The organism is Pseudonocardia parietis (assembly GCF_017876315.1).
In the GTDB taxonomy this organism is placed as follows: Bacteria; Actinomycetota; Actinomycetes; order Mycobacteriales; family Pseudonocardiaceae; genus Pseudonocardia; species Pseudonocardia parietis.
Genome location: NZ_JAGINU010000001.1, coordinates 6,112,682 through 6,131,001 on the forward strand (window position 1 = coordinate 6,112,682; position 18,320 = coordinate 6,131,001).

Genomic DNA, 18,320 nt, shown 5'->3' on the forward strand with positions numbered 1-18,320 from the left:
TCCCGGCGCGGGGCCGGCGGCTGCTGCCCGTTCATGCCGCGCTCCGCTCACGGAAGTACAGGGCGGCGTCGACGTCGGCCCGGTCCGGCCGGTCGGTCCCGGCAAGGTCGGAAAGGGTCCAGGCCACGCGGAGAGCGCGGTCGGCACCCCGGGCGCTGAGCTCCCCCGCCTCCATCCGTTTCTCCAGCGGTTCCAGCACCGCCGCAGGCAGCGGGAAGCGGGCTCGGAGCTCGGCGCCGGGGACCTCGGCGTTGCACCGCCAGCCGTGCTGTGACCAGCGCTCGTCTGCCGCGGCGCGGGCCTCGAGCACGCGGCCGCGCACCGTGACGGTGCCCTCGCCGCGCTCGCCGGTGATCGAGAAACCGGTCACCGGCTCCATCGCCACCCGCAGGTCGACCCGGTCCAGCAACGGCCCGGACAGTCGCGACATGTACCGGCGGCGGACGTCGGGCCGGCAGGTGCAGTCCCGGTCGACCGGCGGAGCACACGGGCAGTGGTTCGCCGCGAGCACCAGCTGGAACCGGGCGGGGTAGCGGACGGTGCCGTCGGCGCGTGAGAGCCGCACCTCGCCCTCCTCCAGCGGGGTGCGCAGCGAGTCGAGCACCGAGGCGGGCCAGTGCGGGCCCTCGTCGAGGAAGAGCACCCCCCGGTGCGCCAGCGAGACCGCACCGGGCCGGGCCACGCCGCTGCCGCCGCCGAGCAGCGCCGCGGCCGAGGCGGAGTGGTGCGGCGCGACGAACGGCGCGAGCGTGCTCAGCGGGGCCGAGTCCCCCAGCCGGCCTGCCACCGAACGGATCGCCGCCAGCTGCAGTGCCTCCGCCCGGCCCAGCTCGGGGAGCAACCCGACGATCCGCTGGGCGAGCATGGTCTTGCCGGTACCGGGCGGGCCGACCATCAGCAGGTGGTGACCACCGGCGGCGGCGATCTCCAGGGCGCGCCGGGCGTCGCCCTGCCCGAGCACCTCGGCGAGCTCGGGAGGGGCGGCGACCGGACCGGGACCGGTGACGACCGGGACCCGGTGGAGATCCCGGCCGCCCGCGGCCCAGTCCAGGACCTCGGAGAGCGTCTCGGCGCCGTAGGACGCCAGGCCGTCGACCAGGGCCGCCTCGGCGAGCGCCGCCCGGGGGACGACCGCGCGGGCCATGCCCGCGTCGCGGGCGGCGAGTAGGCACGGGAGCACACCGCGGACCGGGCGCAGCCTGCCGTCGAGCGCGAGCTCGCCGAGCAGCGCGGTGCCCCGCAGCCGGTCCGGCGGGATCGCACCGGCGGCCGTCAGCACTCCGCAGGCGAGCGCGAGGTCGAACCGACTGCCGGACTTGCGCAGGGTCGCCGGGGACAGTGCGAGCACGATCCGCTCGTTCGGCCAGGTCCGCCCGGAGTGCACGACCGCGGACCGGACCCGGTCCTTCGCCTCGTTGAGCGCGGCGTCCGGCAGCCCGACCAGATGCACCCCGGGCATGCCGCCGCCGATCGCCGCCTCGATCTCCACCGGGACACCGTCGACACCGTGCAGGGCGACCGACCACACCCGCGCCGGGTGCCTCATCAGAACGCCGCCGGGTAGTGGGTGAGCGTGGCCGGGCGGCCCGGGGGCATCAGGACCGCGACGACGTCGAACCGCACCTCGGTCCAGGCCAGGTGGTGGGCGGCCATCCAGGTACGGGCCAGCCCGCGGATCCGGCGCATCTTGCGCGGGGTGATCGACTCGGCGGGCTCGCCGTAGCGGGTGCCCGACCGGGTCTTCACCTCGCAGACGATCAGCCTTCGCGCAGGGTCGGTGGCGATGATGTCGAGCTCGCCGTCCTTGCATCGCCAGTTGCGGAACAGCACGACCATCCCGTGCTCCCGCTCGAGGTACTCGGCGGCGGTGTCCTCACCGCGACGGCCGAGCTCGTCCTTCGCAGCCATGGATCCACCATCGGGCCGCGGCGACGCTGCGGACCGGCGAACCGGCAGCCTGTGGACGGATTCCCCACTTGGGGATCGGCACCGCGGACCGCGGGCGGTCGACGCCGTGCGTGTCGGTGGGGTGTGCGAGCCTCAGCCGGGGAACGCGTCGGTGTCGGGCAGCCGCAGGTCGGGCGTGTCGAGCTCCTCGATGTTGACGTCCTTGAACGTCACCACCCGCACGTTCTTCACGAACCGCGCCGGCCGGTACATGTCCCAGACCCACGCGTCGGACATCCGCACCTCGAAGTAGACCTCGCCGTCGGCGTTGCGCGGGGCAACGTCGACCGAGTTGGCCAGGTAGAACCGGCGCTCCGTCTCCACCACGTAGGAGAACTGCGCGACGATGTCGCGGTACTCCTTGTAGAGCGTGAGCTCCATCTCGGTCTCGTACTTCTCGAGATCCTCGGCGCTCACCGGCCTGCTCCTCCTGTGACGATCTCCATCGGCTCCCACCGGTCCGGCTCCGCCTCATCGGCGTCACCGAACACGTCCTCGGGGACACCCTCATTGTGGACCAGCCCGATCGGCGCCCCGCGCCCGGCCACCGCGGCGACGTTCGCGAACGAGAACCGGTGCTCCGCACACGGCCCGTGCTCGTGCAGCGCCGCCTCGTGCTCGGGGGTGTTGTAGCCCTTGTGCACGGCGAAGCCGTACGCCCCGTACTCGACGTCCAGCCCCGTCATGATCCGGTCCCGGGTGACCTTCGCCAGGACCGACGCCGCCGCGATACAGGCCGCGACCTGGTCGCCCTTCGGCACCGCGAGCGCAGGCCTGCCGAAGCCGCGGACCCGGAAGCCGTCGGTGAGCACGTACCCGGGCGGGACCGTGGTGAGGCCGGCGACCGCGCGCCGCATGCCCTCGATGTTCGCGATGTGCACACCCCGCCGGTCCACCTCGGCGGCCGGGATCACGATCACCGCCAGGTCCAGGGCCCGCTTCGTGATCCGGCCGTACCAGTGCTCGCGTGCCGCCGGCGTCAGCAGCTTCGAGTCGGTGAGGCCCTCGAGTGCCTTCGCATCGGCCGGCCGCAGCACGCACGACGCCACGACGAGCGGCCCGGCGCTCGCGCCGCGCCCCGCCTCGTCGACGCCGGCGACCGGGCCGAGGCCGTAGCGCTGCAGTACCGACTGCAGGGTCCAGTTCCCGGCGTCGCGGACGATCGCCCGGGGCGGACGCAGTCCGTCGGGCAGTACGCGCACCGGGTGCCGTCGTCCGGCACCCGGCGCACCGCGGGTGCGTCGAGGCACCGCGGCCGTACGGGCGTGGTCGGGGGGTACCGGCACGGCGCTCCCGGTCAGGATCTCCGGCGCCACCGGGGTGGGCGGCGCGTCGCGGGCAGGAACCGCTCGGCCTCGGCGCGGGCACGGAGCGTCCGGCGCCGGCCGACGGCGAGCGGGAAGGCCCCCATGATGCCGAGCGCCAGCGGGACGCCGTCAGGCAGCCCCGGTGTCGCGGCGGCGGTCGCCGTCGTCTGCGGGTCGACGGCGCTCACCCAGCCGAACCGGTCGAACGGCAGCACCACCAGCCGCACCTTGCCGATGATGTTCTCGTCGGGGATCGGGCCGTGCCCGGCCGCCCGCGAGTCCGCGGAGTTGTTCCGCGAGTCGCCCATCATCCAGTACTCGCCCTCGGGCACCGTGACGGGCCCGAACGGTATCTGTCTCGCCGGTCCCGCCTCGGGGAGGTAGTAGACGTAGGGCTCCTCGAGCGGCTGGCCGTCCACCATCACCTGGTTGAGCGCGTCGCAGCAGGCGACGGTCTGCCCCCCGACGGCGATCACCCGCTTGACGAAGTCCTTCTCGTCCGGCGGAGCGATCCCCACCAGCGACCCGAGCGACTCCAGCCCGCGCAGCAGCGGGTTCTCCGAGCCCTCACCGGTGTAGGACTCGCTCGCCCAGCCGTCGGTGCCCCGGAAGACCACGATGTCGCCCGGCGAGATGTCGGTGAAGTTGTAGGTGACCTTGTCGACGAGCACCCGGTCGTTGGTGCAGCCGGTGCAGCCGTGCAGCGTCGTCTCCATCGACCCGGACGGGATCACGTAGACCTTCGCCAGGAACGTCTGGATCAGGATCGTCAGCAGGATCGCGACACCGGCGAGGAGCAGCAGCTCCTTCCAGAACGAGAGCTGGCGCTTCTCGCCGTCCGCGTCCTTGCCGAGTCCCGCGAAGGCGGCGAGGCGCCCGCCGATGCCCACCGGCCCGGGACGCCTACCCGCGCGCGGTTCCCGGTCCTCGGCGGCGTCCGGTCCGGTCTCGGACTCGTCGTCCGGCGGATCCGCGGATGACTCGTCGGTGCCGGGCCCGGCACCGGCAGGCGGCTCGCCGAGCCCGCGCCGACGCCGCGAGATACGGCCGACGGTCCCGGTGGCCTCCGGCGCGCCGCTGTCCGGCGGGAAGTCCTCGTCGGGATCGACGTCCTCGGCCGGGCTCGGCCCGCGGTTCCCGGCGGGGCCGCCCGGCACGGGGCCGGGACGGACGGGGCCGCCGGCACCGGCGGGCGGGGCGTCCGGCGGGACGGGGCCGCGCGGCGGAGCGGGACGGTCGGGCGCCGGCGCGCCACCCGGCTCGAAGCCGGGTGCCACGGGGCTGCGGTACCCGTCGGGCGGAGCCTGCGGACCGCGGGGTTGCCGGGGCGCGGGACCGCCGAACCCGGCGGGAGGGCGCGGCGGTGGCTGCTGCGGGCCGCGGGGGCTCTGCGGTGGCCCGCCGTCGGCCCCGGCCGGGACATCGGGGGGCGCCTGCGGACCGCGGTGGCGTTGCGACATCCCGCCGTCGGGACCGGCAGCGGCGCCGGGCGGTGGGCCCCGGCGGGCCCGGGGCTCCCGGGGAGCGTGCTCGGGCGGCCCACCGGCGGGACCGGAGGCATCGGGCGGCGGCCCGCCGCGACGCGGGCGGCCGCTCGCGGGCGCGGCACCGTCGAACGCGGTGGTGTCGCCGTGCCGACGGGGCGGCCCCGCGTCGGGGCCTGGCCTGCGGGGGCGACCGGCGGCGCCGTCGGGCCCGGTGGGCGCGTGGTCGTATCGCGCGCGGTCGTCATGGCCGCCCTGGTTACGGGCGGGGGGCGCGTCGGACGGGACCGGTCCGCCGTCGTAGGCGCCGTGCCGGCCGGTGCCGCCCTCGGGGGCCCGCCTGCGGGAACCGGCTCCTCCCTCGGGCGCACGCCGGTGCGCGCCGGTGGCGTCTCCCGGAGGGGGCGGGGCTCCGGTCTCACGGCGGTGGCCGCCGGGCTGCCCGGCCGGGGGCCAGGACCGCTCGTCCGCGCGCCGACGACCGGTGCCCTGCGCCGAGCCGGCCTCGTAGGGACGGGCGTCACGCAGCCGCTCGGCGTAGCGGGCACGCAGCGGGTCGGAACTCTCGTCGTCGGGACGACCGTGGGTCCCGTTGCCACCGGCACCGGGGCCGGCGCTGTGGCCGGCGGGGCCGTGGCCGTTCGCGGGCGGAGCGCCGTTCCCGTCGCCGTGGGCGCCGCGCCGGGCCGAACGTTCGCCGGCCAGCTCCTCGAATCCGTTGCGGTAACGCCGTCCGCGAGGCTGCTCGCCGCCGGTCTCCGGCGCCTGCCGGGTCCGCACCCCGCGGGGTGCGGGCTCGGCAGCGTCCTCGGCGTCGTCGTTCACCGCGACGCCGTGCTGCAGCGCGGTTCCCAGCAGCCAGTCCTGCTCGTCGGCAGCTGCCTCCGGACCGGGGGGCGGCGGGTCCTCGGGGGCCCGCCGCCGGCCTGTCCGCTCGGGGGCATCGCCACCGCGATACCGCCGGGGGCGGGCCCGGCGGTCATCGGGGAGCTCGGGGAAGGCCACGCGTCGAGATTACGTCACCGGGCCGTCACGACTGAGTGACGGTCAGGACGCGGACGGCGCCTCCCGACGCTCCTTGATCTTCGCAGCCTTGCCGCGCAGCTCACGGAGGTAGTACAGCTTCGCCCGGCGGACGTCGCCACGGGTGGCGACCTCGATCTTGTCGATGTTCGGCGTGTGCACCGGGAAGGTGCGCTCGACGCCGACGCCGAACGAGATCTTGCGGACGGTGAAGGTCTCCCGGGCGCCTGCGCCCTGGCGGCGGATCACCACGCCGTGGAAGACCTGGGTCCGGGTCCGGCTGCCCTCGATGACCTTCACGTGCACCTTGAGCGTGTCCCCGGGCCGGAAGTTCGGGATGTCGGAGCGCAGGGTCTGCGCGTCCAGAGCGTCCAGGGTGTTCATGTCGACGGTCCGTCCTCGTGTGTCGTTCGTGCGGGTCGTGCGGTGCAGCCCCGGGTCGTTCCGGGGGTTTTCCTCCCGGGCCACCCGGGCCGTCCGCACCTCGTCGGTGGGACGCTTCGTCCGGGTGGCGGGCTCCGGCACGGCCCGCGCCATGCCCGGTCTCGCCGACCGGCGCACGCAGCCGTCGCCGGGCACCGCACGCGGCGCTGGCAACTGGTTCATAGTGCCAGACGGGCCGAAGGGCCCGGACACCCGGTGGTCCGGTGGCCGGCGGTGACGCTCAGGCGGGGTCCACTCCGGCACCGTCGCCGGTCCGCCCGGCGGTCAGTACCGCGCGGTCGGCGGCGTCCAGGGTCCCCTCCGGGAGGGCCTCGATCAGGTCGGGGCGCCGGTCGCGGGTCCGCTCGAGGGCGCGGTCGCGCCGCCACCGTCCGATCGCGGCGTGGTTGCCGCCGCGCAGGACCTCCGGCACGGACAGCCCCCGCCATGTCTCGGGCCGGGTGTAGGCCGGGCCTTCGAGCAGTCCGTCGGAGAACGAGTCCTCCTGCGCGGAGCGCGGGTTGCCGAGCACCCCGGGCAGCAGCCGGGCGACGGCCTCCACCATCACCAGCACCGCGACCTCCCCACCGACGAGCACGTAGTCGCCGATCGAGACCTCCTCGACCTCGACACCACGGCCGCGGGTGTCGAGCAGCACGCGCTCGTCGATGCCCTCGTACCGGCCACAGGCGAAGACCAGGCGTGACTCGGACGCCCAGGCGCGTGCGGTGGCCTGGGAGAACGGCCGCCCCGCCGGGGTCGGGACGACCAGCCGTGCAGGCGGGCCGTCCAGCACCTCGTCGAGCGCCTCGCCCCAGACCTGCGGGCGCATCACCATGCCGGGGCCACCGCCGTACGGGGCGTCGTCCACTGCCTGGTGCACGTCGTGGGTCCAGTGCCGCAGGTCGTGTACCGCGACCTCGAGCAGCCCGCGCTCGATCGCCCGGCCCAGCAGCGCCTCACGCAACGGTTCGAGGTAGGACGGGAAGATGGTGACGACGTCGATCCGCACGCGCCGGATCGTCGCAGGCACCGACCCGAGGCCCCACCCAGGGCCTGCGGACCCACGACGGGCACGAGAGCGCATTCCGATCATGCGTCGACGACGCTCGTGTGCCCTCATGGGCCGTCGCCGGTGGCCCGGTCCCGTGAACGCAGGATCGACCGGGTCAGCCCGCCCGGCGGCCCGGGCGCTCGGCGACCGCCCGGCGCATCCCGGCCAGGGTGACCCCGTGCTCGCCCAGGACCCGCGACGCGGCGTGCTCGGGATGCAGCAACCCGAGCAGGACGTGCTCGGTGCCGATGTGGCGGTCCCCGAGCCGGACCGCCTCGCGCAGCGCGAGCTCGAGTGCCTTCTTCGACGTCTTCTCGAACGGGATGTGCCCGGGGAACCAGTGCCCGCGCCGGCCCCCGGCGCGCTCCAGCGCACCCTCACCGAACGACTCCTCGGCCGACCGGCGGACCTCGTCGAGGTCGATGCCCAGGGTGGCCAGCGCCGCCGCGTCGTGCGGGCCCGCCGCCGCGAGGCCACCCTCGACCTCATCGGCGCCGACACCGGCCTCGCGCAGCAGCTCCTCCCCCGGTGTCCCCGGCAGGCGCAGGAGGGCGACGAGCAGGTGCTCCGGGCCGATCCGGCCGGACCGCCGCTCACGCGCCTGTTCCTGGGCGAGCACCACCGCGCGCCGGGCCGGTTCGGTGAACTTCTCGAACATGTGCCTCTCCCCTCTACAGGCCGAGCCGGCGGTACTTCTTGTGGACCGCCTGCCGGCTGACGTGCAGCGCGTCGGCGACCTGCTGCCAGGACCAGCCCTGGTCCCGGGCACTGGTCACCTGGAGCTCCTCCAGGGACTCCTGCAGATCGCGCAGGGCCGCCACCGCCCGCAGACCGACGGCCGGGTCCTTGCTGGACGCCGCAGCCGCCACCGCCGTCGCATCGCTCATGCCTGTCAACATAGGTTGACACGCACCGAGTTGTCAACTTCGGTTGACAACAGCGGCACGAGAACGGCCCGGTGTCACGAGGACACCGGGCCGTGGGGAGATCAGTCCGAGTCGGGGTCGAGCAGCCCCTCGGGCGGGTCGAGGACGACACGTCCACCCTCGACGTCGACCGTCGGGACGAGCGCGGCGACGAACGGGACCAGGGCGTCGTGCCCGGCCGGCCGGCGCACGACCAGCAGGGACCCGCCCGGACCGTGGACGACGTCGGTGACGGTTCCGGCGACGGTGCCGTCGACCAGCTCGGCCCGTAGGCCGGTGAGCCGGTGGACGTGGAACTCCTCCGGGTCCTCGGGCTCGGCCAGCTCGGCGGTCGGCACGATGAGCTGCGTCCCGCGCAGTCCCTCGGCCGCGTCGCGATCGGCGACACCCTCGAACAGGACCAGCCAGCGCCCCGAGTGCGCGCGGGCACTGCGCACCGTCAGCTCGCCGGGGCCCGGACCGCTCCGGCGGCGGCCGCGCAGGACCGCACCGGGCGCGAACCGCTCACCCGGCGAGTCGGTCCGCGCCTCGACGACGACTTCCCCGCGCAGTCCGTGCACACGCACGACGACGCCGACCAGGACCTCGGGGGCCCGGCCGGCGTCGTCGGATGCGTCGGACACGCGGGCGGCGCGGCTCGTCACCGGTCGGTGTCGACCACGTCGACCCGCACTCCGCGACCGCCCACGCCACCGATGACGTTGCGCAGGGCGGTGGCGGTGCGGCCACCGCGGCCGATCACCTTGCCCAGGTCCTCCGGGTGCACGCGGACCTCGAGGATCCGACCGCGCCGCCCGGTGACCAGGTCCACCCGCACGTCGTCGGGATGATCGACGATACCGCGCACGAGGTGCTCGAGCGCGTCCGCCAACACAGTCACGATGCGGCCTCCGCGGTAGCGAGCACGTCGGCCGTCACGACTCGGTCGACTCGGTGGCCGGCTTGTCGGCGTCCTTGGTGGCGTCGACGACGTCGTCGCTCTTCGTCGCGGCAGCGGCCGGGGCGGCGTCGGCGGTCTTGCCCACGCGCTCCGGCGAGCCGCCCTTCTTCTTCGGCGTGGTGGCCGCGGTGCTCGGCTCGTCGTTCGCCTCGGCCAGGGCCTGGGCGAAACGGGCGCGCTTGTCGACCTTCTCCGGCTGCGGCTTCAGGGTGCCCTCGGTGCCCGGCAGGCCCTTGAACTTCTGCCAGTCGCCGGTGACCTCGAGCAGGTTCTGCACCGACTCGGTCGGCAGCGCGCCGACGCCCAGCCAGTACTGCGCACGGTCCGAGTCGATCTCGATCAGGCTCGGCTCGCTCTTCGGGTGGTACTTGCCGATCGCTTCGATGGCCCGGCCGTTGCGGCGCGTACGGGCGTCCGCGACAACGACGCGGTAGTACGGCTGGCGGATCTTGCCCAGACGCATCAGCTTGATCTTGACGGCCACGCTGTGGTGCTCCTCGCGAATGTCGTGTCGTGCTGCGATGAGTCAGCTGGCGCTCGCGTGGGGTACGGGCTCGCTCACTCGAAGGTCATCGGCCGTGGCTGGTTAGAGGGCCGGCCACGGACCCGATCGGCCATTCTGCCAGACGGCACTCACACCGTGGGGAGCGCCCCGACCAGCATGAGCGCGAGGGCCAGGCCGGGCAGGAAGTTGTTGACCGCGTGCGCCACGATGCTCGCCGTGATCCGGCCCGTGAGGATCCGCGCCACCCCCAGCGGGAGCGCCACGACGAACAGCAACGGCGCCCGCAGGAGCTCCAGGTGCGCGATCGCGAAGACCGCCGTGGTGGCCACGAACACGATCCAGGGGTTCGCGATCCACTTCGCCACCGCGTTCCAGAGCAGGCCGCGGTAGACGATCTCCTCACAGATCGGGGCGATCACCACCACGCCGACCATGACGGCCAGCGCGACCGGCCAGCTCGCCGTGATCCCCTCGAGCGCGAGCCCGACCGAGGTGTCGAGCTCCGGTCCGACCAGGTAGAGGTAGCCCAGCGCGGCGGGCACCGTGACGAACAACCCCGCGACGCCGACCAGCAGGCCGACGCCCACGTCCTCCCAGCGGAACCGCAGGCCGAGGTCGGCGCCGGGGCCGTCACCCCGCCAGCTGGTCCACAGCACACAGGTCAGGGCGGCCAGCATCGTCGGGATCACCAGCGCGAGCAGGACCTCGGCGGCCGAGTCGACGCCCAGTGCGAACGCCACCGCCGCCGACGACGCCAGGAAGACGACCTCCACGACCAGGAACGCCCAGAGTCCCCAGCGCACCCGCGGGGTCGGGGACGGAGTGAGGCCGAAGGGCCCGGACGGCGGAGGACCGTAGGGGCCGGGAGCGCCGGTGGGCGCGCCCGGGTACGGGCCCGGTCCGCCGGGGTACGGGCCGGCCGGTGGCCCGGGTGGTCCCGGCGGAGAGCTCATGTCCCCACAGATACCCGACGCCCGCGGATCAGGACCACCGACGGGGCCCGCAGCGCGCCGAGGTCGTCGCGCGGGTCACGGTCGTAGACGACGAGATCGGCCGGTGCGCCCGGCGCCGGGCCCGCCGGTCGGCCCAGCCAGGTCCGTGCCGCCCAGCTCGCCGCGCCGATCGGGTCCGGGTGCCCGACCCGGCCCAGCTCGACGATCTCGTCGGCGATCCGGCCGTGCTCGATACCGCCCCCGGCGTCGGTGCCCGCGTAGACGGCGACCCCCGCCTCGATCGCCTTCCCGGTCGTCTCCCAGGCGTGGGCGTACAGGTCGCGCATGTGGCCGGCGTAGCGCGGGTACTTCGTCGTCGCCTGCTCGGCGATGGACGGGAACGTCTCGACGTTGATCAGGGTGGGGACGAGCGCGGTGCCCCGCTCGGCCATCTCGGAGATCAGGTCGTCGGTGAGCCCGGGGCCGTGCTCGATGCAGTCGATGCCGGCCCGGATCAGGCCGGGCAGTGCGTCGGCGCCGAAGACGTGCGCGGTGACCCGGGCCCCGGCGTCGTGGGCGGCCGCGATCGCCTCTGCCAGCACCTCGTCCGGCCAGAGCGGGGCGAGGTCCGCACCGTCGTCGAGGCCGCGGTCGATCCAGTCGCCGACCAGCTTCACCCAGCCGTCGCCGCGGGCGGCCTGGGTGCGGACCTCGTCGACGAGCAGCCGCGGGTCGTCGAGCTCGGCGGCCACGCCGGAGATGTAGCGCTTGGGCCGGGCCACGTGCCGCCCCGCCCGGATGATCTCCGGCAGGTCGTCGCGGGCCTGCAGCGGCGAGGTGTCGACCGGCGAGCCGCAGTCCCGGATGAGCAGGGTGCCCGCGTCCCGGTCGGTGCGGGCCTGGTCCGCGCACTCCTCGAGATCGGTGACCGCGCCCCGCGGCCCGAGCCCGACGTGGCAGTGCGCGTCGACCAGCCCCGGCACGATCCAGCCGCCCGTGACCAGGTCCTCTGCTCCGGGCAGGGGTTCCGGGCTGATCCGCCCGGACGCGTCGACGTACAGGTCGGCGCCCTGCGCGCCGTCCGGCCCCAGGAGCGTCCCGCGGAGCCGCCATCCCGCGGCTGGAAGATCGGCCATGGCGCCGACCCTAATGCCTCACGTCACTTCTTCTTACCGAAGTTCAGCTTCGACGGGTCGAAGCCGGGCGGCAGCTGGTCCATCCCGGCCAGCCCGGGCGGCAGCTGCTGCAGGCTCGGCGGCAGGTTCGACAGGTCCGGCGAGTTCTGCGCGCCCCGGTTCGCCGGGTTGCCGCTGCGCCGGCCCTTCTTGGCCTGCTTCGCCTTCCGCGCGTTCTTCGGCTGCTTCTTCGTCGCGCTGCGACCGCCGCCGCCGAGGCCGAACTGCCCGGCCATCTGCTTCATCATCTTGCGGGCTTCGAAGAACCGGTTGACCAGGTCGTTCACGTCGGTGACCGTGACCCCGGACCCGTTCGCGATCCGCTGCCGCCGCGAGGCGTTGATGATCTTCGGGTCGTCCCGCTCGGCGGGGGTCATGCCGCGGATGATCGCCTGCAGCCGGTCGATCTGACGGTCGTCGACCTGGTCGAGCGCGGCCTTCATCTGCCCCTGGTTGGCGCCCGGGAGCATGTTCAGGATGTTGCCGATCGGCCCCATCTTGCGCAGCTGCAGCATCTGCTGGAGGAAGTCCTCCAGGGAGAGCTCGCCGGAGCTCATCTTCCGCGCGGCGGCCTCGGACTGCTCGGCGTCGAAGACCTGCTCGGCCTGCTCGATCAGCGTCAGCAGGTCACCCATCCCGAGGATGCGCGAGGACATCCGGTCCGGGTGGAAGACATCGAAGTCCTCGAGCTTCTCGCCGTTGGAGGCGAACAGGATCGGCTGCCCGGTGACCTCGCGGACCGACAGCGCCGCACCACCGCGGGCGTCGCCGTCGAGCTTGGTGAGCACGACACCGGTGAACCCGACGCCGTCGCGGAACGCCTCGGCGGTCGCCACCGCGTCCTGACCGATCATCGCGTCGACGACGAACAGCACCTCGTCGGGCTGCACCGCCGACCGGATGTCGGACGCCTGGCGCATCAGCTCCTCGTCGACGCCGAGGCGGCCCGCGGTGTCGACGACGACGACGTCGTACTGCTTGTCGCGAGCCTGCGCGATGCCGTCGCGGGCGACGCCGACCGGGTCGCCGGGCCCTTCGGGCAGCTCCCCGGAGCCGGTCGCGCCCGGATGCGGGGCGAACGTGGGCACCCCGGCCCGCTCGCCGACGATCTGCAGCTGGTTGACCGCGTTGGGCCGCTGCAGGTCGCACGCCACCAGCAGCGGGGTGTGCCCCTGGCCCTTGAGCCAGCGGGCCAGCTTGCCGGCCAGCGTCGTCTTACCGGCGCCCTGCAGACCGGCGAGCATGATGACCGTCGGCGGTTCCTTGGCGAGGTTGAGCCGCCGGGTCTCGCCGCCGAGGATCGCCACGAGTTCCTCGTTGACGATCTTGACGACCTGCTGGGCGGGGTTCAGGGCCTGGGATACCTCCACCCCCTTGGCCCGTTCCTTGATCCGCGCGATGAATCCGCGGACCACCGGGAGAGCGACGTCCGCCTCCAGCAGTGCGATCCGGATCTCGCGCGCGGTGGCGTCGATGTCGGCGTCGGAGAGCCGGCCCTTGCCGCGGAGGTCACGCAGCGCGGATCCGAGCCGCTCGGAGAGGGAGTCGAACACCCTTACCAGCCTACTGGGCCAGCACCAGGCCCCGGCGGGCGCCGGAGCGATCCGTCGTCCGGACCGACGCCCAGCCCGGTTCACGGCCCGTGCGCAGCGACACGGAGGTCCGCGCGGCCCGTCCGGCGTGTGCGGCGAACGGCCGGGCCCGGACGACGCGACCGCGCTCGTGCTGCCCGGCCATCGCCTGCTCCGGGGGCACGTCCAGCCACAGCAGGTGCGGCGCCCGGCCGGTGGAGCGGGCGAGCACCCGGACCGCGGCCCGGACGCGGGGTGCGGTCGCCGGGAGGTGGACGACGACGGTCCCGGCCCGCCCCAGACACGCCAGGACCACTCCGGTCCGGTGCGCCACGTGGGTCAGCCAGCGGTAGGCGGGGTACGGCGTCCCGGCGGGCAGCCGGCGGACGAGCCGGGCGCGGGCGGTGCCGGAGTCGAGCACGCGGACGCCGGGCGGGGCGGTCATGGTGGCCAGCAGCGTCGACTTGCCTGCGCCGGGCAGCCCCGCGACCAGCAGCAACGTCCGGCCCGGCAGGCGCACGACGAGCGGGCCGTCGGCGTGACCGGCGGGGTCCCCGGCCGGGTCGGTCCCGTACGGCACGGCGGCGGATGCCACGTCCTCGGTCGGGGTCGAGGCATCGTGCGGCACGGCGGCGCGGGCGATGGTCATGTGCGATGCAACGGACGGGGCGAGGCGATGGTTCCGATCACGCGCCGTGTCCGGCTCGGCACGGCGACCGGCCCACCATTCGGTCTACGCCGGCACGGGGTTCGGGGTCCGGCACGGGGTTCGCCACGGACGGGGCGGGTCAGGGGCGGGGCTCGCCCGCCCGGCCTGCGGCGACGGCGAGCACCGTCCGTTCGATCTCCGTGCGGGCGGCGCGGTCCGGCGCCCCGGCGATCCCGAACGCGTCGACCACCGAGGAACCGAGTGTCTCGACCCGGGCCCACACCAGATCCACACCGGACCGCTCGAGCGCGACGGTGACGTGGTGCAGCAGGCCGATCCGGTCGGTCCCCCGCAGCTCCAGCACCACGGCACCGGTGGCCTCGTCGTCGAACCACAGCACCCGGGCCGGCGCGGTCCGTTCCACCTCGGGGGTGGAGGGCGCGTAGTCGCGTTCCTTGCGCGCCAGCGCACCGCCCAGATCCAGCGATCCGCCCAGCACGCGGACCAGGTCCGAGCGGACCAGCGCCGGGTCGGGCAGGCCGCCGAACCGCGGGGTGACGGCGAAGGTGAGGACGGCGATCCCGCCGGCCACCGTCACCCCCGCCGTGTGCACCTGCAGCGAGTGCAGCGCCACCACCCCGGCGACCGCGGAGAGCGCGCCCCGCCGGTCCGGGAGTGCGACGGCCACGGTGGCGACGTCGTCGCCGCGGGAGAACCGGACGTGCGGCGCGTCGTCCGCGGCGACCGCCCCGAGCATCTCGTCGTAGGCGGGATCCGGCGGGCCGGGCGCGACGAACGGCCGCCCGTCCAGCGCGGACAGGCAGCGCCCGGACAGTCCCTGGACCAGGGTGCGCCGCCACGGGCTCCACACACCCGGTCCGGTCCCCAGCGAGTCGGCCTCGGCGAGTGCGGCGAGGAGCTCCAGCAGGGTCGCGACCCCGCCGTCGTCGCCCACGGCCCCGCGCAGCGTGCCGAGGACCCGGGCGACGGTCGCGGGGTCCTCCGGGTCGCGCCGGGTCGCGGTGTGCGGCAACAGCAGGTGGTGGCGGACCATCGCCGCGAGCAGCGTGACGTCGCTGCCGCGCAGGCCCAGCCGCTCGCCGATCTGGCGCGCCAGCGACTCCCCGACGACCGAGTGGTCACCGTCGCGGCCCTTGCCGATGTCGTGGACGAGTGCGCCGATCAGCAGCAGGTCCGGGCGGGACACCCGGGTGGTCAGCCGGGCCGCCTGCGCGCAGACCTCGACGAGGTGCCGGTCGACGGTCCAGACGTGCGAGCGGTCCCGTGGCGGCAGGTCGCGCACCGCACCCCACTCCGGGAACAGCCGCCCCCACAGCCCCGTACGGTCCAGCGACTCGACCACGCCGACCATCGCCTGCCCGGTGCCGAGCAGGGCGAGCAGCTCGGCCAGCGCGGCCCGCGGCCACGGTGCCCGCAGCTCGGGAGCGGTGTCGGCGAGCCGGCCGAGGGTGCCGGCCGAGATCGGCAGCCCGGTCCGGGCGGCCGCGGCCGCGACCCGCAGCACGAGCGCGGGGTCCTTGGCGGCCGACGCGTCGCGGGCGAGACCGGCCTCGCCGGCGTGCTCCACGACACCGGAGTCCAGCGGGCGGCGGACCGGCGCGCGGCGCAGTGCGGCCAGCCCGCGGCGGGGCAGCGCGCTGCGCGCCTGGCGCAGCCCCACCTCGGCCGCGAACGCGACCGCGCGGGCCGCGCCGGACAGGGCCCTGGCCAGCTCGAAGCGGTCGCCGAGGTCCATGGTCGTGGCGATGTCGTCGGCGTCCTGGGCGCGCAGCACGTCGCGGGCCCGCCCGGAACGGCGGTGCAGCTCGGTGCGGACGTCGAGCAGCAGGGTGCGGGCGGCGGCGACCTCGGCGGAGGGCCGGTCGACCAGCTGGGCGGTGGCGAGCGCGTCGATCAGCGCGACGTCGCGCAGGCCGCCGTGCCCGTTCTTGAGATCCGGTTCGATCCGGTGCGCGACGTCACCGCCCCGCCGCCAGCGCTCGGTGGTGGTCTCGACGATCTCGTCGAACCGGCCGCGGATCCCGGCCCGCCAGGCCTTCCGGACGGCGTCGCGGATCTTCCCCGACAGCGCCGGGTCGCCTCCGACGTGGCGGACCTCCAGCAGCCCGAACGCCGCACGCAGGTCGGTCGTCGCGATCTGGACGGCCTGCCCGGGGGTCCGGACGGAGTGGTCCAGGCCGATGCCGGCGTCCCACAGCGGGTACCAGAGCTGCTCGGCGAGGGTGTCGACGGCCGTGCGGCCCTCGTGCAGGAGCACCAGGTCGAGGTCGGAGTACGGGCAGAGCTCGCGGCGGCCGAGCGCACCGACCGCCACCAGGGCGACCCCGCTGCCGGCGCCGCCGAGCCCGAGGGCCGCGCACCGGGAGGAGAGCCAGAAGTCGTGCAGGTCGGCCAGCGCGGCCCGTAACGCCTCGGGGCCGTGGTGGTTGCGGCCGTTGGATTCCAGGAGAACCGATCTCGCCTTGACCAGGTCCGCTGCCTCGCCCGACCCGAGGACCGTCATCGCCCCGCGCCACCCGCTTCCTGTTCGTCGTGTCCGTGCCGGCCCGGAGGTGGGCCCGGATCGTCCGGGTCCGGGCCCGGACGGCGGACGGGCCCGCCGCACTCCCCTGCCGGGATGCGACGGGCCCGTCATGCTCCTGCGGGGCTCAGACGGCGTCGGTGCCGCGCTCGCCGGTGCGAACGCGGACGACGGTCTCGACCGGGGTCACCCAGACCTTCCCGTCGCCGATCTTGCCGGTGCGGGCGGCCTCGACGACGGCGTCGACGACCTTGTCCAGCAGCGCGTCGTCGACGACGACCTCGACCCGGACCTTCGGCACGAAGTCGACCGAGTACTCGGCGCCGCGGTAGACCTCGGTGTGGCCCTTCTGGCGGCCGTAGCCCTGGACCTCGCTGATGGTCAGACCGAGCACGCCGATCTGCTCCAGCGCGCCCTTCACATCCTCGAGGACGAACGGCTTGACGATGGCGGTCACGAGCTTCATGGGTCAGGCCTCCTGCTTCGCCGGGGTGGTGGGCGCGGAGGCGACCGACGGCTTCGGCGCCGAGCCGAGGCCGCCGCCACCGCGCAGGCCGGAGAACTCGTAGCCGGTCTCCGCGTGCTCGGCCTCGTCGATACCGGTCTGCTCGGCCTCGTCGTCGACCCGCAGGCCGAGGACGGCCTTGACGATCAGGGCGATGATCACGGTGACCACGCCGCAGTAGACGATCGTGGCCAGGGCGGCGACCGCCTGGATGCCGAGCTGGACGACGCCGCCGCCGTAGAACAGGCCGTTGGTCTCGTCGGGGGCGATGTCGGTGGCGAACAGGCCGATGGCCAGGGTGCCCCAGAGACCGGCGACCAGGTGGACGCCGACGACGTCGAACGAGTCGTCGAATCCCAGCTTGTACTTCCAGCCGACCGCGTAGGCCGAGAGCGCACCGGCGAGGACACCGATGGCCAGCGCCCCCAGCGGGGAGACCGCGGCACAGGCCGGGGTGATCGCGACCAGGCCGGCGACGATGCCCGACGCGGCACCCAGCGAGGTGGCCTTGCCGTAGCGGACCCGCTCGACGACCAGCCAGCCGAGGATGGCGGCGGCGGTGGCGGCGATGGTGTTGGTGAACGCGTAGGCGGCGGCCCAGTCGGCGGCACCGGACGAACCGGCGTTGAACCCGAACCAGCCGAACCACAGCAGGCCGGCACCGAGCATGACCATGGTCAGGTTGTGCGGGCGCATGGCCTCACGCGGCCAGCCGCGCCGCTTGCCGAGGATGACGCAGAGCACCAGCGCGGCGACACCGGCGTTGATGTGGACCGCGGTACCACCGGCGAAGTCCAGCGCACCCAGGCTGGTGGCGATCCAGCCCTGCTCCAGGTCGAAGACCCAGTGCGCGACCGGGAAGTAGACCAGGGTGGCCCACAGGCCGGAGAACAGGATCCAGGCGCCGAAGCGCATCCGGTCGGCGGCCGCACCGGCGACCAGGGCGACCGTGAGGATCGCGAACATCGCCTGGAAGCTGACGAAGGCCAGCTGCGGCAGCGACTCGGCCGCCTGGTCGTTGGCCAGGATCGAGGTGAGGCCGAAGTAGGCGAACGGATTCCCGAGCAGGCCTCCGCCGATATCCGGTCCGAAGGCCATCGAGTAGCCGAAGAGGATCCAGAGGACTCCGACGAGCCCCAGCGAGCTGAAGCACATCATCATCATGTTCAGCACGCTCTTGGACCGGGCCTGGCCGCCGTAGAACAGCGCCACCCCCGGGGTCATCAACAACACGAGCGCAGCGCTCGCAAGGATCCAGGCGGTGTCTCCGCCGTTCAGGGCTTCCTGTGGCACGGTCCGTCCCCTCCCACGTCTTTTCGATGTCCGACTGGGGAGGA

19 protein-coding genes are annotated in these 18,320 nt (G+C 74.5%); all 19 read right to left on the minus strand.

The annotated features are described in order from the left end of the window. Positions 1-31: 31 nt before the first annotated feature. Positions 32-1,546: a YifB family Mg chelatase-like AAA ATPase gene (locus JOF36_RS28665; RefSeq protein WP_210033105.1), complete on the minus strand. Its 1,515-nt coding sequence runs from the start codon at positions 1,544-1,546 to the stop codon at positions 32-34. Beyond that, positions 1,546-1,908 carry a YraN family protein gene (locus JOF36_RS28670; RefSeq protein ID WP_210033107.1) on the minus strand — a complete coding sequence of 121 codons (363 nt, stop codon included), beginning with the start codon at positions 1,906-1,908 and terminating at the stop codon, positions 1,546-1,548. Before JOF36_RS28670 ends, JOF36_RS28665 begins: the two co-directional genes overlap by 1 nt. Before the next feature lie 132 nt (positions 1,909-2,040). Next, complete coding sequence (locus JOF36_RS28675) at positions 2,041-2,364, minus strand: DUF2469 domain-containing protein (protein WP_210033108.1); 324 nt, start codon at positions 2,362-2,364, stop codon at positions 2,041-2,043. Then, on the minus strand, positions 2,361-3,149 hold the full coding sequence (locus JOF36_RS28680) for a ribonuclease HII (RefSeq protein WP_307862639.1): 789 nt from the start codon (positions 3,147-3,149) through the stop codon (positions 2,361-2,363). The genes JOF36_RS28675 and JOF36_RS28680 overlap by 4 nt, the downstream gene beginning before the upstream one ends. 95 nt (positions 3,150-3,244) lie before the next feature. Next, positions 3,245-5,743, minus strand: a complete 2,499-nt coding sequence (lepB, locus tag JOF36_RS41100; protein WP_307862640.1) for a signal peptidase I — start codon at positions 5,741-5,743, stop codon at positions 3,245-3,247. Between the two features lie 42 nt (positions 5,744-5,785). Beyond that, entirely contained in the window at positions 5,786-6,145 is a 360-nt protein-coding gene (gene rplS, locus JOF36_RS28690) for a 50S ribosomal protein L19 (protein WP_210036305.1), read from the minus strand. A 280-nt stretch (positions 6,146-6,425) separates the two neighbouring features. Then, positions 6,426-7,196 (minus strand): tRNA (guanosine(37)-N1)-methyltransferase TrmD, encoded by a 771-nt coding sequence (gene trmD / locus JOF36_RS28695; protein ID WP_210033109.1) that lies wholly within the window; start codon positions 7,194-7,196, stop codon positions 6,426-6,428. A 157-nt stretch (positions 7,197-7,353) separates the two neighbouring features. Next, complete coding sequence (locus JOF36_RS28700) at positions 7,354-7,896, minus strand: Clp protease N-terminal domain-containing protein (protein WP_210033110.1); 543 nt, start codon at positions 7,894-7,896, stop codon at positions 7,354-7,356. A gap of 13 nt (positions 7,897-7,909) precedes the next feature. Further along, positions 7,910-8,125, minus strand: a complete 216-nt coding sequence (locus JOF36_RS28705; protein ID WP_210033111.1) for a helix-turn-helix domain-containing protein — start codon at positions 8,123-8,125, stop codon at positions 7,910-7,912. Between the two features lie 101 nt (positions 8,126-8,226). Next, positions 8,227-8,787 carry a ribosome maturation factor RimM gene (gene rimM, locus JOF36_RS28710; protein WP_210033112.1) on the minus strand — a complete coding sequence of 187 codons (561 nt, stop codon included), beginning with the start codon at positions 8,785-8,787 and terminating at the stop codon, positions 8,227-8,229. Positions 8,788-8,804: 17 nt separating this feature from the next. Beyond that, positions 8,805-9,044, minus strand: a complete 240-nt coding sequence (locus tag JOF36_RS28715) for an RNA-binding protein (protein ID WP_210033113.1) — start codon at positions 9,042-9,044, stop codon at positions 8,805-8,807. 34 nt (positions 9,045-9,078) lie between these two features. After that, positions 9,079-9,588 (minus strand): 30S ribosomal protein S16, encoded by a 510-nt coding sequence (rpsP, locus tag JOF36_RS28720; RefSeq protein WP_210033114.1) that lies wholly within the window; start codon positions 9,586-9,588, stop codon positions 9,079-9,081. A gap of 149 nt (positions 9,589-9,737) precedes the next feature. Beyond that, positions 9,738-10,562 (minus strand): CPBP family intramembrane glutamic endopeptidase, encoded by an 825-nt coding sequence (locus tag JOF36_RS28725; RefSeq protein WP_210033116.1) that lies wholly within the window; start codon positions 10,560-10,562, stop codon positions 9,738-9,740. After that, positions 10,559-11,677: an amidohydrolase family protein gene (locus JOF36_RS28730; protein ID WP_210033118.1), complete on the minus strand. Its 1,119-nt coding sequence runs from the start codon at positions 11,675-11,677 to the stop codon at positions 10,559-10,561. The genes JOF36_RS28725 and JOF36_RS28730 overlap by 4 nt, the downstream gene beginning before the upstream one ends. Before the next feature lie 23 nt (positions 11,678-11,700). After that, complete coding sequence (gene ffh / locus JOF36_RS28735; protein ID WP_210033120.1) at positions 11,701-13,269, minus strand: signal recognition particle protein; 1,569 nt, start codon at positions 13,267-13,269, stop codon at positions 11,701-11,703. A gap of 10 nt (positions 13,270-13,279) precedes the next feature. After that, positions 13,280-13,936, minus strand: a complete 657-nt coding sequence (locus JOF36_RS28740) for an AAA family ATPase (protein ID WP_210033121.1) — start codon at positions 13,934-13,936, stop codon at positions 13,280-13,282. Positions 13,937-14,075: 139 nt separating this feature from the next. Further along, entirely contained in the window at positions 14,076-16,460 is a 2,385-nt protein-coding gene (locus JOF36_RS28745; RefSeq protein WP_210033123.1) for a [protein-PII] uridylyltransferase, read from the minus strand. Between the two features lie 145 nt (positions 16,461-16,605). Continuing rightward, on the minus strand, positions 16,606-16,944 hold the full coding sequence (locus JOF36_RS28750) for a P-II family nitrogen regulator (RefSeq protein WP_210033125.1): 339 nt from the start codon (positions 16,942-16,944) through the stop codon (positions 16,606-16,608). Positions 16,945-16,947: 3 nt separating this feature from the next. After that, on the minus strand, positions 16,948-18,261 hold the full coding sequence (locus JOF36_RS28755; RefSeq protein WP_210036306.1) for an ammonium transporter: 1,314 nt from the start codon (positions 18,259-18,261) through the stop codon (positions 16,948-16,950). Positions 18,262-18,320 lie beyond the last annotated feature (59 nt).

Coding starts and splice junctions, on each gene's coding strand:
- JOF36_RS28665 (WP_210033105.1), bottom strand. CDS start 1,546: ATGAGGCACCCGGCGCGGGTGTGGTCGGTCGCCCTGCACGGTGTCGAC.
- JOF36_RS28670 (WP_210033107.1), bottom strand. CDS start 1,908: ATGGCTGCGAAGGACGAGCTCGGCCGTCGCGGTGAGGACACCGCCGCC.
- rplS (WP_210036305.1), bottom strand. CDS start 6,145: ATGAACACCCTGGACGCTCTGGACGCGCAGACCCTGCGCTCCGACATC.
- JOF36_RS28700 (WP_210033110.1), bottom strand. CDS start 7,896: ATGTTCGAGAAGTTCACCGAACCGGCCCGGCGCGCGGTGGTGCTCGCC.
- JOF36_RS28705 (WP_210033111.1), bottom strand. CDS start 8,125: ATGAGCGATGCGACGGCGGTGGCGGCTGCGGCGTCCAGCAAGGACCCG.
- JOF36_RS28725 (WP_210033116.1), bottom strand. CDS start 10,562: ATGAGCTCTCCGCCGGGACCACCCGGGCCACCGGCCGGCCCGTACCCC.
- JOF36_RS28730 (WP_210033118.1), bottom strand. CDS start 11,677: ATGGCCGATCTTCCAGCCGCGGGATGGCGGCTCCGCGGGACGCTCCTG.
- JOF36_RS28740 (WP_210033121.1), bottom strand. CDS start 13,936: ATGACCATCGCCCGCGCCGCCGTGCCGCACGATGCCTCGACCCCGACC.
- JOF36_RS28745 (WP_210033123.1), bottom strand. CDS start 16,460: ATGACGGTCCTCGGGTCGGGCGAGGCAGCGGACCTGGTCAAGGCGAGA.
- JOF36_RS28750 (WP_210033125.1), bottom strand. CDS start 16,944: ATGAAGCTCGTGACCGCCATCGTCAAGCCGTTCGTCCTCGAGGATGTG.